This window comes from Kitasatospora sp. UYEF31 (assembly GCF_057291755.1).
The window spans coordinates 1-13,392 of the sequence record NZ_JBXAWK010000096.1 but is presented as its reverse complement, the minus strand read 5'-3'; the positions used below and the strand labels follow the sequence as shown (position 1 = coordinate 13,392).

The window sequence follows — 13,392 nt, the reverse complement described above, 5'->3', positions numbered from 1 at the left end:
GTGGGGCTTGGCTCCGGGGCCACTCGGCGCCGTCGCGTCGCCCGGTCAGGCCGCGTCCTCCGGACGCGCTTCCTCGCTTCGCTCGGTCGCATCGGCGTGGTGGGGCTTGGCTCCGGGGCCACTCGGCGCCGTCGCGTCGCCCGGTCAGGCCGCGTCCTCCGGACGCGCGCCCTCGCTACGCTCGGTTGCTGGTCCGGCTCCAAGCGTGGACGTTTTCCTCCCATCGCCGTCGCTTCGCTCCGGCGTTGGTCGGCGTCCACGCGTCGCCGGAAAGACCGCGTCCTCCGGACGCGCTCCCTCGCTTCGCTCGGTCGCATCGGCGGGGTGGGGATTTGCCTCGCTCGGCCGTCCGGGCCGGTTGGTTGTACTCCGCTTCGCTCAGTCGCTGTCACTGGGCACCTGTCTCTATCGAAAGGCTGAAGCCGCATGAGTGGCATCCTCGAAGGCAAGCGCATCCTCGTCACCGGGGTGCTCACCGACTCGTCCATCGCGTTCCATGTCGCCAAGCTGGCACAGGAGCAGGGTGCTGAGGTCGTGCTCACCGGTTTCGGTCGGCTGACGCTGGTCAACCGCATCGCCAACCGGCTGCCCAAGCCGGCGCCGGTGATCGAGCTGGACGCGACCGACCAGGAGCACCTGGACGCGCTGGCCGACAACGTCCGCCAGCACATGGACGGCATCGACGGCATCGTGCACTCGATCGCCTTCGGCCCGCAGGACGCCCTCGGCGGCAACTTCCTCAACACCAAGTGGGAAGACGTCGCCACCGCGGTGCAGGTCTCGGCGTTCTCGCTGAAGTCCATCACCATGGCGTGCCTGCCGCTGATCGACCCGGAGAAGGGCGCCAGCGTCGTCGGCATGGACTTCGACGCGCAGGTCGCCTGGCCGGGCTACGACTGGATGGGCGTGGCCAAGGCCGGTCTGGAGTCGACCTCGCGCTACCTGGCGAAGTACCTCGGTGAGAAGAACATCCGGGTCAACCTGATCGCGGCGGGGCCGGTCAAGACCATGGCCGCCCGTTCGATCCCCGGCTTCGACGCGTTCGAGGGTGTCTGGAACGACCGGGCCCCGCTCGGCTGGGACCTCAACGACCCCGAGCCCACCGCCCGCGGCGTCGTCGGCCTGCTGTCCGACTGGTTCCCGAAGACCACGGGCGAGATCGTCCACGTCGACGGCGGCCTGCACGCGATGGGTGCCTGATCTTCTTCAGTACACAACGGAGGGGCGTGGCCTGCGGGCTGTGCCCCTCCGTGCTTTCCGGAACGGTCGGCTGCCCTTACGCAGCGCGCACACGCGCACATGCGACACTCGGTGCATGGCTACATCACCGACTCCGCGCCCCTCGACGGAACTCTCCTCCAAGGAGCGTTACGAGCGGGCCAGGGCCGCGCGCGAGGCCAAGGAGACGCAGGCCCTCGCCGGACAGGCGGAGGCCCGCCGGGTGCGTGAGGAGGCCGTCAGGGCCGCCCGCGCCGAGGCCGCCCAACGCGTCGCCGACAGTGGCGACACGGGGGAGCGGCAGACCGTCATGGCAGACCGCGGCGACGACGGCCAGCGGGCGCTCGGCAAGATCATGCTCGGCGTCCTGGTCATCATGGTCCTGATCGCCGTCGCCGCCTCCGTCGCCGCCTCCACCGGCTGACCGGGCGCGAACCCCCGGCACCGCACCGGCGCGTGACCCACCGTCAGGGAGAACCCTGAGAGGGGGGTGGGGCTAACCCCACCACCGGGGTGGGGTCGGCACTCCTCCGCAGGTGCTGTCACCACCCCCGCGGATACGCCCGTCCGCAGGATGTGACCCGGCCCGCCCGCTCAATATCGTCTTACCTGTCAGCAGGAACCCCTTGAACCTCAAGGGAGTTCCGCCGAAGGCAAGACGGTAACAAGGAGCGGGAATCATGAGTCGGGGACGAGCGGACACCCGTACACGATCACGGGGGCGCGGCAACTTCGCCGCCACCGTCGGAGGCTGGAGCGCGGCGCACCGCAAGACCGCGGTGATCGGCTGGCTGCTCTTCGTCGTGCTGGCCGTTGTGATCGGGAACATGGTCGGCGCGAAGGAACTCAAGGACGGCGACCACGGCCTGGGCGAATCGGGCCGCGCCCAGAAGATCATCCAGGACGCCGGCATCAAGGAGTCGGCCGGTGAGATGGTCCTCATCCGCAGCGACACCGACGCGGCCACCGACGCGAAGTTCAAGGCCACCGTCGACGACGTGATCACCCGGGTCAACGCGACCGGCCTCGCCGTGAACGTCCGCTCCCCGTACGACAGCGGCGCGGTCTCCAAGGACAACCACGCGGCCCTCATCCAGTACGACGTCAAGGGTGACTCCGAGAAGGCCGTCGACCACATCGACCCGCTGCTCAAGGCCGCCGTCGACGCCCGCGCCGCGCACCCCGGGCTGCACATCGAACAGTTCGGCGACGCCAGCGGGAACAAATGGTTCGCGGACACCATCGGCAAGGACTTCAAGCGCGCCGAGTGGACCGCCGTACCGCTCGCCCTGGGCATCCTGCTGGTCGCCTTCGGCGCCCTGCTCGCCGCCCTCCTGCCGGTCCTCCTGGCCTTCACCGCCTTCCTCGCCGCCGGCGGCCTGCTCGCCCTGGGCAGCCACGCCATCCCCAACGGCGACACCACCAACTCGATGATGCTGCTGATCGGCCTCGCCGTCGGCGTCGACTACTGCCTCTTCTACATCCGCCGGGAACGCGAGGAGCGGGCCCGCGGCCGGGACAAGGAGACCGCGCTGCGCATCGCCGCGGCCACCTCAGGACGCTCGGTCCTGGTCTCCGGCGTCACCGTGATGATCGCGATGGCCGGGATGTTCCTCTCCGGCTTCGCCGACTTCAAGAACATGGCGCTCGGCACGATCCTGGTGGTCTTCACCGCCGTACTCGGTTCGCTGACCGTCCTGCCGGCCCTGCTGTCACTGCTCGGCGACAAGGTCGAGGCCGGGAGGATCCCCTTCCTGCACAAGCGCCAGCGGGCGGCCCTCCTCACCGGCAGCCGCTTCTGGAACACGATCCTGGGTGCCGTGCTGCGCCGCCCCAAGGCGTCCGTCGTCCTGGCCACCGGCCTGCTGATCGCCATCGCGGTCCCGGCCCTCGGCATGAAGACCGCCCAGCTCCCGCTGAACAAGGAACTCCCGGAGACCCTGTCGATCGTCAAGACCTACAACGCGATCTCCGAGAACTTCCCCGGCGGCCCCTCCCCGGCCCAGGTCGTCGTCAAGGCCGCCGACGTCAACACCCCCCAGGTGCAGAAGGCGGTCGCCGACCTGCGGGCCCAGGCCGTGGCCAGCGGGCAGATGTCCGAGCCGATCGAGGTCGTCAAGTACCCCGGCGTCAACACAGTGCTGAGTGTGCGCATCCCGCTGAACGGAAAGGGCGGCAACGACAAGGTCAGCGAGGACGCCCTCAAGACCCTGCGCGACAAGGTCGTCCCGAACACCCTCGGCAAGGTCTCCGGTGTTGAGGCCCCGGTCACCGGCGACACCGCCGGCTCGGTGGACTTCAACAAGAAACTGGCCACCTCGACGCCGATCGTCTTCGGATTCGTCCTGGCGTTCGCCTTCATCCTGATGCTGATGTGCTTCCGGTCCCTCACCATCGCGGTCACCGGGATCGTCCTCAACCTCCTGTCCGTCGGTGCCGCCTACGGTGTGATGACGATGGTCTTCCAGAAGGGCTGGGGCGACAGCCTGGTCGGCACGACCGCGCCCGGCGCGATCGTCACCTGGATCCCGATGTTCCTCTTCGTGATCCTGTTCGGACTGTCGATGGACTACCACGTGTTCGTGGTCTCCCGGATCCGTGAGGCCTACGACAAGGGCATGGGCACCAAGGACGCGGTCGCCCACGGCATCAGGACCACCGCCGGTGTCGTCACCAGCGCCGCCGTCATCATGGTCGCGGTGTTCGGAGTCTTCGGAACCCTCTCCATGCAGGGCATGAAGCAGTTCGGTGTCGGCCTGGCCGTCGCTGTCCTGATCGACGCCACGATCGTCCGGGCGATCCTCCTCCCGGCCGTGATGGCCCTGCTCGGCGAGCGCAACTGGTACCTGCCCAAGTGGCTCGGCTGGATCCCGGAGATGAGCCACGGCGAGGAGCCCGACGAGAAGGCGCAAGCCGCACCGCGCTACGAGGTCGGCGCCTTCCCGGCGCAGGCCGCCTACGGAGCGCAGGACCCGTACGGCAACGAGCGGGTCTCCACCGCGAGCCGTATTCCGAAGCCGCCGCTGGGGTAGACCCCCAAGGGGCCGTCCGATAAGCGCACAGGTCCCGTCCACCTTTCCCAGGAAAGGTGGACGGGACACTTGTTTGACCGGAAGGAGCGAACCGGCCACCTTTCGCCGTGCGGCCCCCCGGAATTCTGAGAGGCTGTTTTCCATGCCATCGCCCACGCCCCCGCCCGCCGCGCCCGGTCCCCGCCGACACTCCCTCGTGCTGATGCGGCACGCCAAAGCCGAATGGTCCGACGGCCCCGACTTCGAACGCCCCCTGGCCGACCGGGGCCGCGCCGACGCCGACGCCGCCGGGAACTTCCTGCTCAACCACGGCATCAGTCCCGACCTGGTGGTCTGCTCCCCGGCGGCGCGCACCCGCGAGACCTGGAAACTGCTCGCCAAGACCATCGGCAAGCGCCCGCACACCAGCTACGACGACCGCGTCTACGAGGCGACCGCCCAGGGCCTGCTCTACCTGGCCCAGGAGACCGCCGACGACCTTGAGACGCTGCTGCTCATCGGGCACAACCCCGCGGTCGAGACGCTCGCCCTGGCCCTGACGGCGAAGGGCGACCCGGCGGAGACCGAGTCGATGCAGGCGAAGTTCCCCACTTCGGGCATCGCCCGGCTGTCCTTCGAAGGCCCCTGGAGCGCCCTGCACGAGAAGGGCGCTGAGCTGGTCAGCTTCCACATCCCGCGCGGTTAGGTCAACAAGACGTCGTACGGGGGACCACCCGCGCGGGTGGTCCCCCGTACGACGGGCTGGAAAAGCCGGACACGGTACGGGAGGACACCCACGCGGGTGCCCTCCCGTACGACGTGGTTGAAAAATCAGGCGTCGGCCGCGTCCGCGGTCTCGATCTCCTCGCGGGTGATGCCCAGCAGGTAGAGCACGGTGTCCAGGAACGGCACGTTCACCGCGGTGTCAGCGGCCGCACGGACGACCGGTTTGGCGTTGAACGCGATGCCGAGACCGGCCGCGCCCAGCATGTCCAGGTCGTTCGCGCCGTCGCCGATCGCGACCGTGGCGTCGACCGGCACACCGGCGCGCTCGGCGAACCGCCGCAGCATCACGGCCTTGCCCGCGCGGTCCACGACGTCGCCGACCACCCGCCCGGTGAGCTTGCCGTCTACGATCTCCAGCACGTTGGCCGCCGAGTAGTCCAGCCCCAGGTCTTCCACCAGCATGTCGGTGACCTGCGTGAACCCGCCGGAGACGATGCCGACCTGGAAGCCCAGGCGCTTGAGCGTCCGCACCAGCGTGCGCGCCCCCGGAGTGAGCTCGACCTCCTCGCGGACCGCGTCGATCGCGCTCGCGTCCAGTCCCTTGAGCAGCGCGACCCTGGCGTGCAGGGAAGCGGCGAAGTCCAGCTCACCGCGCATCGCGGCCTCGGTCACCTCGGCGACCTCGGCGAGGCACCCGGCATGCGCGGCCAGGAGCTCGATGACCTCACCCTGGATGAGCGTGGAGTCGACGTCCATCACCACCAGGCGCTTGGCCCGGCGGTGTAGTCCGGCCGGTTCGACGGCCACGTCGACCCGCTGCGCCGCGGCCTCCACCGCCAGCTCGATCCGCAGCTTGTCGGTCTCCATGCCGGAGACTTGGAGCTCGATCGCGGTCACCGGGTATTTGGCCAGGCGGAAGATCCGGTCGATGTTGGCGCCGGCCCCGGCGATCCTGGCCGCTATGGCGGCGAAGGCCGCGGCGGTCAGTGGGTGGCCGAGCACGGTGACGTGCGAGCGGCCCGCGCCACGTGGCCGGTTGTCCCCGTCGCCGGCGATGATCTCAGCGTCCAGCTGCTCGGTATCGGCCCAGGCGTGCACCGCGGAGCGCAGGCCGCCCGCGTCACGGGGCTCACCAACCAGGGCACACAGGGTCAGCCGGCCCCGGGTGACCGTCTGCTCGACGTCGACCACTTCCACCCCGTAGGCGGCCAGGGTCTCGAACAGCCCCAGGGTGACCCCGGGACGGTCCTTGCCGAAGATCTTGACGAGGAGGGTGCGTGTAACGTCCATGATGCGATCACGGTACCTGCCGGGGAGCGGCTGTCGACCTCGGGTTCCGCTCCGTGGACACCGGCTCGCGGCGGCCGGCCGGTCATCCGGTGCCCTGCCGTCGGAGATCAGCCAGCGCCCCGCCGAGGAACCCCGCGCAGGCCCCCCACAGGAGCCCGAGCACGGCGGCCCACAGGAAGTCGGCGTGGATCCCGATGCCCCCGCCCGGCTTTATCGCCCCGAACAGCACCTCCACCGCGACCTTGACGTGCACCTGGGTGATCAGCCCCAGGACCAGCAGGGTGACGCCGTACGCGGCACCGAAACGCCACGCGTGCTGCCAGGGTCTGACATAGGCGGGGGAGCGCACCGCGGTCACAAAACCACCGGCGACCAGCAGCAGACCGGAGAACACCGGGACCCACCAGGCCAGGGAGTTCAATTCGGCCAGTTTGTCGATCCGGATGGCGATCCCCTTGTCGCCGGACTCCTTCAGCAGGTCACCGAGCGGACCCGGGACACCGAAGGAGAACTGACCGCCGCCGTCCGACTTCCACGGCACCCCCAGACCGAGGGTCAGCAGCAGCCACACGATCGTCGGCAGGGCCAGGAGCATGCCGCCGATCATCCGCTTGGGCTCCGGCGCGGCGGCGGCCACGAACGGGCCGCCCAGGATCGCGACCACCACCGCGCCGAGCAGCACGGTCAGCACCCCGGCCACCACCGGACGCACGTGGTCGCGGTGTCGGAGCCACGGCAGCGGCAGACCACAGCGCGAGGAGACCCCCAGCGCCAGGGCCAGCGTGACCAGCAGCCACAACGCTCCGTACCCGAACGTGGTCACCGAGTCGGTGGTGAACTCCGCGGCCAGACCGATGTCGAATATGCCCATCAGGTCGGCGGCGTTCGCACCGGGCACACTGCTCAGCGGCAGCGAGTGCTTGCCCAGGACGACCGTCCCGGCCAGCGCCCCCACCACAAAAACCGTCACCCGGGCCGCGTGCGCGGCCAGCTCCACACCCCCGACCACCACCTGCTTGTGGAACGGCCGGACGAACAGCCAGCCCAGGACCAGCGCGCCGGTCAGACCGACACCCCACAGGGTGAGGTCCACCTCACCGCTGCCCGAAGCCACCCCGAGCGAACCGAACAGATCGTTCCCGGCCTCCTCGCCGCCGGACAGCTTCACCTTCCCGCCGACCCCCAGGGCGACGACCGCGGCGGTCAGCGACGGCATCGTGCCGTTGCCGAGCGCGTCCGCGCCGAGCAGCCACAACCCCAACCAGGCGGCCGCCGCCATCGCCGTGAACGAACAGAACACTGCGAGGAACGCGGAGAGCCAGGCGGCCCCCTCGCTCCAGGGCCGGAACGGTGCCGGACGGTCCAGGGACACCGCTGCTCCTCGGGTCGGGGTTCTTTGGCTTTCCCGTACGGAAGACTGCCCGGTTCCGCCGACAACCCGGTTCCGGTGGTCTCCCAGTGAATCCTGTCCACCGGTCCGGGTCCATAGCGTTCAGAAACAGTGCCGCGAGGAGGCGTTGGAACCTACACTTCCCACCATGGGGGGTCCGAATGCTTCCGCGGGCCCGGTCGTTCCGCGGCTGGACGTACGCAGCGGCGCCGGGTCCCCTGCCCTGTTCCAGTCCGGCCGCGAGTACACCGTGGGCCGGCATCCCGACTGCGACGTGGTCGTCGACGACCGCAGGGCGTCCCGGCACCACGGAGTGCTCAGGGTCGGGCCCGAGGGCTGGGAGTTCGCCGACCCCGGCAGCGGCAACGGATCCTACGTGCGCGGCCGCCGTGTGCACCGGGTGGTGGTCTCGGACGGCTGCGAGATCCTGCTCGGCGACCCGGTGGACGGTGAGCGCCTGGTCCTGACGCCGGTGGAGCCTCCCGCCCCCGCCGTACGGGACCGCGGCGCCGATCCGACGCAGCGTGTCCACCCGGGTGGGTCGGGGTTCGGCCCGATGTCCGTGCCGCCGCCCCCGGGCGGCGCGCTGGGCGCGGGGGCCTTCGGCGTCCCGCACCCACCGGCTCCGCACCCACCGGCTCCGCACCCACAGACGCCGCAACCACAGACGCCGCTGGCGCAGACCCCACGCGGGGATTCCGGGAGGCCGGGGAACGCCCGGCCGGCCGGCCGCGACGAGCCCGCCCCGCCGTACGACCGCTGGTCCGAACGCCCGTACACCTCAGTGGGGCTGCCCGGCGGCGCGGAACGCCAGCCCAGCATGGTCATGCCCGCGCCCGTCCGCGCGATGCGCATCGGCCGAGCGCTGGACAACGAGCTTGTGCTGACCGACCTGATGGTCTCCCGGCACCACTCCGAACTGCGCAAACTGCCCGACGGCCGGTTCGAGATCTCCGACCTCGGCAGTCACAACGGCACGTACGTCAACGGCCGTCCGGTAGACCGCGCCGTCCTGGCCCCCGGCGACCTCGTCGGCATCGGCCACGCGACCTTCCAGCTCGACGCCGAATCGCAGGAACTGCGCGAGTTCATCGACACCGGCGAGGTGTCCCTGGACGTCCAGGACTTGCTGGTGCGGGCCGGCGACAAGGTCCTGCTCGACAAGGTCTCCTTCCCGGTGGGGGAGCGCACCCTGCTCGCCATCGTCGGAACCTCGGGCGCGGGCAAGTCCACCCTCCTGCGGGCCCTGACCGGCACCAACCCGGCCGACGAGGGCACCGTCCTGTACGACGGCCGCGACCTGTACGCGCAGTACGCCGAACTCCGGCAGCGCATCGGCCTGGTGCCGCAGGACGACATCCTGCACACGCAGCTGACCGTCCGTACCGCCCTGCGCTACGCCGCCCGGCTGCGCTTCCCGCAGGACACCGACAAGGCCGAGCGCAACCGCCGCGTCGAGGAGGTCCTCGTCGACCTCGGCCTCGAACACCGCGCTGACCTGCGTATCGACAAACTCTCCGGCGGCCAGCGCAAACGCGTCAGCGTCGCCGTCGAACTGCTGACCAAGCCGTCCCTGCTGTTCCTCGACGAACCGACCTCCGGGCTCGACCCCGGCTACGAACGCGAACTGATGGAGAAGCTCCGCGAACTGGCCGACGACGGCCGCACGGTCATCGTGGTCACCCACAGCATGGAGTCCCTCGACGTCTGCGACCGCCTGCTCGTCCTGGTCTCCGGCGGCAAGGTCGCCTACTACGGCCCGCCCGGCGAAGCCCTCGACTACTTCGGCACCCGGAACTGGGCCGAGACGTTCCGTATCTTCAACACCCAGACCGCCCGCGACTTCGCCGGGGAGTTCCGCGGCTCCGAACCCCGCAGGCGCTACGCCGACACCGCGCAGATGCCCGACGTCGTCCGCCAGGCCGGCCACACCGACGCGAAACCACCCAAGTCGCAGGGCTGGTTCTCCCAGCTGGGCACACTGTCCCGGCGCTACCTGTCGGTGATCGGCTCGGACCGCAAATACCTCGCCCTGCTACTCATCGCCCCGTTGTTCCTCGGGGCGCTGGTCTTCGTCATGCCCGGCGTCCTCGACGGGCCGCCGGGCACCAGCAAGGACGGCCACACCAAGCTCCTCGTCCTCTTTGTCATCTCCGGCCTGATGGGCACCGCCACCGCGGTCAACGAACTCATCAAGGAACGGGGGATCTACCGGCGGGAACGCAGCGCGGGCCTGTCCGTGTCGGCCTATCTGGCCTCGAAGGTCCTCATCCTGTCGCTCATCTCGTTCTTCCAGGGCGCGCTGCTGACCGGCGTCGCGCTCGGCGCGAAGGGCCTGCCGTCGGAAGGCGTCGCCTTCGGGCCGCCGATCGTGGAGATCGGCCTCGCGGTGGCCCTGTCCGCGATCGCCTCCATGGCGCTCGGCCTGCTCATCTCCGCGGTCATCGGCACCGCCGAACTCGCGATGCCGCTGCTCGTGGTCGTCGCGATCATCCAGGTCGTGCTGTGCGGCGCGCTGTTCCCGATCGCCGGGAACATCGGCATCGACCAGGTGTCCTGGCTGGCCCCCGCCCGCTGGGCGGTGTCGGCGGCGGCCGACAGCGTGGACCTGCTGACCGTCCTCAACAAGGACGCGATCACCGATCCGGACCCGGGGTGGAAGGCCACCTCGGCCAACTACTACCGCAACATCGGCTTCCTGGTGGCGCAGGTGATCGCGTACTCGCTCGTCGCCCTGGGGATGCTGCGCAGGCTCGACCCGGCCAAAAAGCGGAACAAGAAGTAGGACCGAACCCGACGAACTCGCACGGTGGGCTGGTGAACCCGGGAACGCGAGCGGCGGCCGGCGGTTTTTGATCACATCCGCTTGTATGACGAACTCATTCCCCCGCATGGTCACCTCCGGTGATCGATGCGTGACAGGGAAGGCGTTCCGTGGGGTCTGACGTGGCTGTTTGCGGACTGTCCGCCGCGGTGGCGCGGCTGGTCGGCGGTACGGGTTCCCCGGTCGAAGTCCTGGACGTGCTGCGGGTTTCGACGGTGTGGTGTGTGCGTCCTGAGCATCCGGGTTTCGCCGCTTTGGGGGTGCCGGGCGACGGGATGGTGCCGGTGTTCTCGTCGCTGGAGCAGGTGGGGTTGTTCGCGGGGGAGTGTGACTGGTTCTGTCTGACCGGGGCGGATCTATTGGGTCTGTTGCCTGTGGGTTACGACTTGGTGGTGGATGCGGCGGGGGTGCGGCCGGTGCGTTTGCGTGCGGGGTTGTGGCGGGGCGACGTGGTTTCGGGTCCGGGTTCGGGTTCGGGGGAGAGCGGTGGCTGACGGTGGTGGGGGCGGGGGCTTCCAGGTTGACCCGATATTCGTCCGTGGCACGATCTCGCCGTTGTTGGATGCTCTGTTGGTTGCCCGGCAGATCGCCGGGAGCAAGGACCAGATGGCCGCCGGGGTGGAGAAGTGCGGTTCAGAACTGGTCGCCAATGCGACCAAGCAGTTCGTCAGATCATGGGGCTATGGCATGGCGCAGCTGGTGTCGGACGGTGAGCGGATCGCCTTGGCGCTGGGTCTGGTCGCCGACGGATACGAGAACGCCGAGAACAAGGCCTCCGGTGCGATGACACCGCCACCGCCACCGGCAGCCGGTCCACGTTCGCCTTCGTTGTTCGACATGTCCTCGGGGGATCCGCGATTGCCTTGGCAGTTCGCCCCACCGAAGCGGGGCGAGCTCGGTGACCCCGGCTTGTTGTCCCCGACCTTGCCCAAGCCCGGGGAGCCGGGATTTGTCGGACCTGTACCTCCGGTGGGGCCCAGGCCCGGGCAGCCCGGGTTCATCGGTCCGGTCGCCGTAGATCAGAAGTAGGTAGGGGTACGGGGACATGGGAAAGCATTCGAACACGATCCCGGCCGGGGCCGGTCCGCGGGATCTGGTGCCTGGGGACTGGGAAGTCCTCGAGGCACTGGCCGGAACGCTGTCGAAGTACGCGGGCGGAGCCGTGGACGCGGCCGGCCGCCTGCGGACTCTGGGCAAGGGCGACTGGTCGGGGACCGCAGCCGAGGGCTTCAAGAAGGATCTGGCGGCACTGCCGAAGAAACTGGACGACGCCACCCACTCGGTCAACCAGGCTGTCGGTGCGCTACGGGGGTTTGCCACGTGTGTACGTGAGGCTCAGGGTGAGGTCGCCTATCAGATGATTCCCCAGGCGGATGAGGCTCGCAGGTTGTCGGCGGATCACCAGTTCGCCCAGGACCAGTACACCTGCCTGACCGCCGAGGGGCAGAAGGCTGCGACCAAGCCGCCGGGTAAGGACCCGGGGCAGTCGATGATGAAGGAAGCCGAGAAGCATCTGGGCCGGGTCAAGGACCGGGTCGAGGACGGTGCACAGACCTGCAAGGACACGTTGGCCAAAGCGTGGAACGAGGCGCCGCAGCCGAAGGACTACTCGAACCCGGTCACCTGGCTGGAGTCGTTCGTCGGTGGGGTTACGGAGACTGGGGTCGGTTTCGTCGAGTTCGCCGGGACCGTCGCCCCGGTCCGGGTGTACTACGAGCCGGGTGCGTACTGGGCGGACTTGCAGGCGATCGGGAACGGCCTGAAGTACAGCGCCACGCATCCGGTGGACTTCGCCAAGTCGGTGGTGGACTGGGAGACGTGGAAGACGGACCCGGCGCGGGCGCTGGGGCATCTGGCCCCGGACCTGGTGCTGGCGTTCACTACGGGCGGCAGCGGCAACGCGGTCAAAGCCGGTCTCAAACTCGACGATCTGCCCGGCGGGAAGAAGCCGCACGGCGACGGGCCTGAGCCGTACACGGCGGACGACGCGGTTCCGGAGAACCGTCCCGCGCGCGACGCAGACTGCACGACCGACTGCGGCGACCCGGTGGATGTGGTCACCGGGGAGCTGTTCCTGCCGCAGACCGACGTCCATCTGGCGGGGGTGTTGCCGTTGTTGTTCGAGCGGGAGCACCGGGCGTCGTTCCGGTCGGGGCGGTGGTTCGGCCGGTCGTGGGCCTCGACGCTGGACCAGCATCTGGAACTCGCCGCGGACCAGGTGGTGTTGACCACTGCCGACGGTCTCAGGCTGCGCTACCCGGTGCCGGGTGCGGGTGAGGCTGCGGCGGTGCTGCCGGTGGCGGGTGCGCGCCGGTCGTTGTCGTGGGACGGCACGCCGGGTGGGGTGTTCACCGTGGCCGACCCGCTGTCGGGGGTGTCGTGGTCGTTCCGGCCGCTGCCGGGGGTGCGGCCTGATGGAGTGTCAGGTCGGTTGGTGGTGCCGTTGGAGGCGGTGGAGGACCGTAACGGCAACCGGATGGAAGTGGTCTATGACGATGCCGGGGTGCCGGTGGAGATCGTGCATTCGGGGGGTTACCGGATCGGTGTCGACACTGATGCGGTGTCGGGCCGGGTGACCGGGTTGCGGCTGGTGGGCGCGGACCGGTCCGCGCCGTCGCTGGTCAAGGGCGCTGATGTCGTTGCGCCCGGCGATGTGGTTTTGGTCCGGTACGGCTACACCGCTGCCGGGGACCTGGCCGAAGTCGTCAACTCCTGCGGTGAGCCGTTGACGTTCACCTACGACGGGCAACACCGGATCACTTCGTGGGTCGTCCGTAACGGCACCGGGTACTCCTACGAGTACGACGGTGCCGGGCGGTGTGTGCGCGGCACCGGCAGTGACCTCGCCTATTCAACGGAAGTTGACCAACCGTCAAGTTGAACTGAAAAGGTGCCCCTGACCTGCCAGGATGCGATTGTCGAGAAAGCATTCA

The 13,392-nt window shown here is 69.4% G+C and carries 10 protein-coding genes; 8 read left to right on the top strand and 2 right to left on the bottom strand.

Annotation, left to right across the window (positions count from 1 at the left end; all coding sequences use genetic code 11):
- The first annotated feature begins 426 nt into the window (after positions 1-426).
- From fabI to AC0Z36_RS28185, 4 genes are all read left to right on the top strand, one after another.
- A complete protein-coding gene (gene fabI, locus AC0Z36_RS28200; protein WP_485465904.1) occupies positions 427-1,200 on the top strand; it encodes an enoyl-ACP reductase FabI in 774 nt (257 codons plus the stop codon).
- 115 nt (positions 1,201-1,315) lie between these two features.
- A complete protein-coding gene (locus tag AC0Z36_RS28195; protein WP_485465903.1) occupies positions 1,316-1,642 on the top strand; it encodes a hypothetical protein in 327 nt (108 codons plus the stop codon).
- Positions 1,643-1,898: 256 nt separating this feature from the next.
- On the top strand, positions 1,899-4,250 hold the full coding sequence (locus AC0Z36_RS28190; protein ID WP_485465902.1) for an MMPL family transporter: 2,352 nt from the start codon (positions 1,899-1,901) through the stop codon (positions 4,248-4,250).
- Between the two features lie 142 nt (positions 4,251-4,392).
- Complete coding sequence (locus AC0Z36_RS28185; protein WP_485465901.1) at positions 4,393-4,935, top strand: SixA phosphatase family protein; 543 nt, start codon at positions 4,393-4,395, stop codon at positions 4,933-4,935.
- A gap of 125 nt (positions 4,936-5,060) precedes the next feature.
- Here the strand turns inward: AC0Z36_RS28185 and serB are convergent, their stop codons facing one another.
- Both serB and AC0Z36_RS28175 read right to left on the bottom strand, forming a co-directional pair.
- A complete protein-coding gene (gene serB / locus AC0Z36_RS28180) occupies positions 5,061-6,245 on the bottom strand; it encodes a phosphoserine phosphatase SerB (protein WP_485465900.1) in 1,185 nt (394 codons plus the stop codon).
- Between the two features lie 82 nt (positions 6,246-6,327).
- Entirely contained in the window at positions 6,328-7,617 is a 1,290-nt protein-coding gene (locus tag AC0Z36_RS28175) for a streptophobe family protein (RefSeq protein WP_485465899.1), read from the bottom strand.
- A gap of 166 nt (positions 7,618-7,783) precedes the next feature.
- On the opposite strand from AC0Z36_RS28175, the gene AC0Z36_RS28170 reads away from it, so the two are divergent.
- From AC0Z36_RS28170 to AC0Z36_RS28155, 4 genes are all read left to right on the top strand, one after another.
- Complete coding sequence (locus AC0Z36_RS28170) at positions 7,784-10,420, top strand: FHA domain-containing protein (protein WP_485465898.1); 2,637 nt, start codon at positions 7,784-7,786, stop codon at positions 10,418-10,420.
- A 161-nt stretch (positions 10,421-10,581) separates the two neighbouring features.
- The gene (locus AC0Z36_RS28165; protein ID WP_485465897.1) at positions 10,582-10,953 is read left to right on the top strand and encodes an SseB family protein; all 372 of its coding nucleotides are present in this window, start codon (positions 10,582-10,584) and stop codon (positions 10,951-10,953) included.
- Positions 10,946-11,488: a hypothetical protein gene (locus AC0Z36_RS28160; RefSeq protein ID WP_485465896.1), complete on the top strand. Its 543-nt coding sequence runs from the start codon at positions 10,946-10,948 to the stop codon at positions 11,486-11,488. The genes AC0Z36_RS28165 and AC0Z36_RS28160 overlap by 8 nt, the downstream gene beginning before the upstream one ends.
- Positions 11,489-11,504: 16 nt before the next feature.
- Positions 11,505-13,340: a DUF6531 domain-containing protein gene (locus AC0Z36_RS28155; RefSeq protein WP_485465895.1), complete on the top strand. Its 1,836-nt coding sequence runs from the start codon at positions 11,505-11,507 to the stop codon at positions 13,338-13,340.
- Positions 13,341-13,392 lie beyond the last annotated feature (52 nt).

Coding starts and splice junctions, on each gene's coding strand:
- AC0Z36_RS28170 (WP_485465898.1), top strand. CDS start 7,784: ATGGGGGGTCCGAATGCTTCCGCGGGCCCGGTCGTTCCGCGGCTGGAC.
- AC0Z36_RS28185 (WP_485465901.1), top strand. CDS start 4,393: ATGCCATCGCCCACGCCCCCGCCCGCCGCGCCCGGTCCCCGCCGACAC.
- AC0Z36_RS28190 (WP_485465902.1), top strand. CDS start 1,899: ATGAGTCGGGGACGAGCGGACACCCGTACACGATCACGGGGGCGCGGC.
- fabI (WP_485465904.1), top strand. CDS start 427: ATGAGTGGCATCCTCGAAGGCAAGCGCATCCTCGTCACCGGGGTGCTC.
- AC0Z36_RS28155 (WP_485465895.1), top strand. CDS start 11,505: ATGGGAAAGCATTCGAACACGATCCCGGCCGGGGCCGGTCCGCGGGAT.
- AC0Z36_RS28195 (WP_485465903.1), top strand. CDS start 1,316: ATGGCTACATCACCGACTCCGCGCCCCTCGACGGAACTCTCCTCCAAG.
- serB (WP_485465900.1), bottom strand. CDS start 6,245: ATGGACGTTACACGCACCCTCCTCGTCAAGATCTTCGGCAAGGACCGT.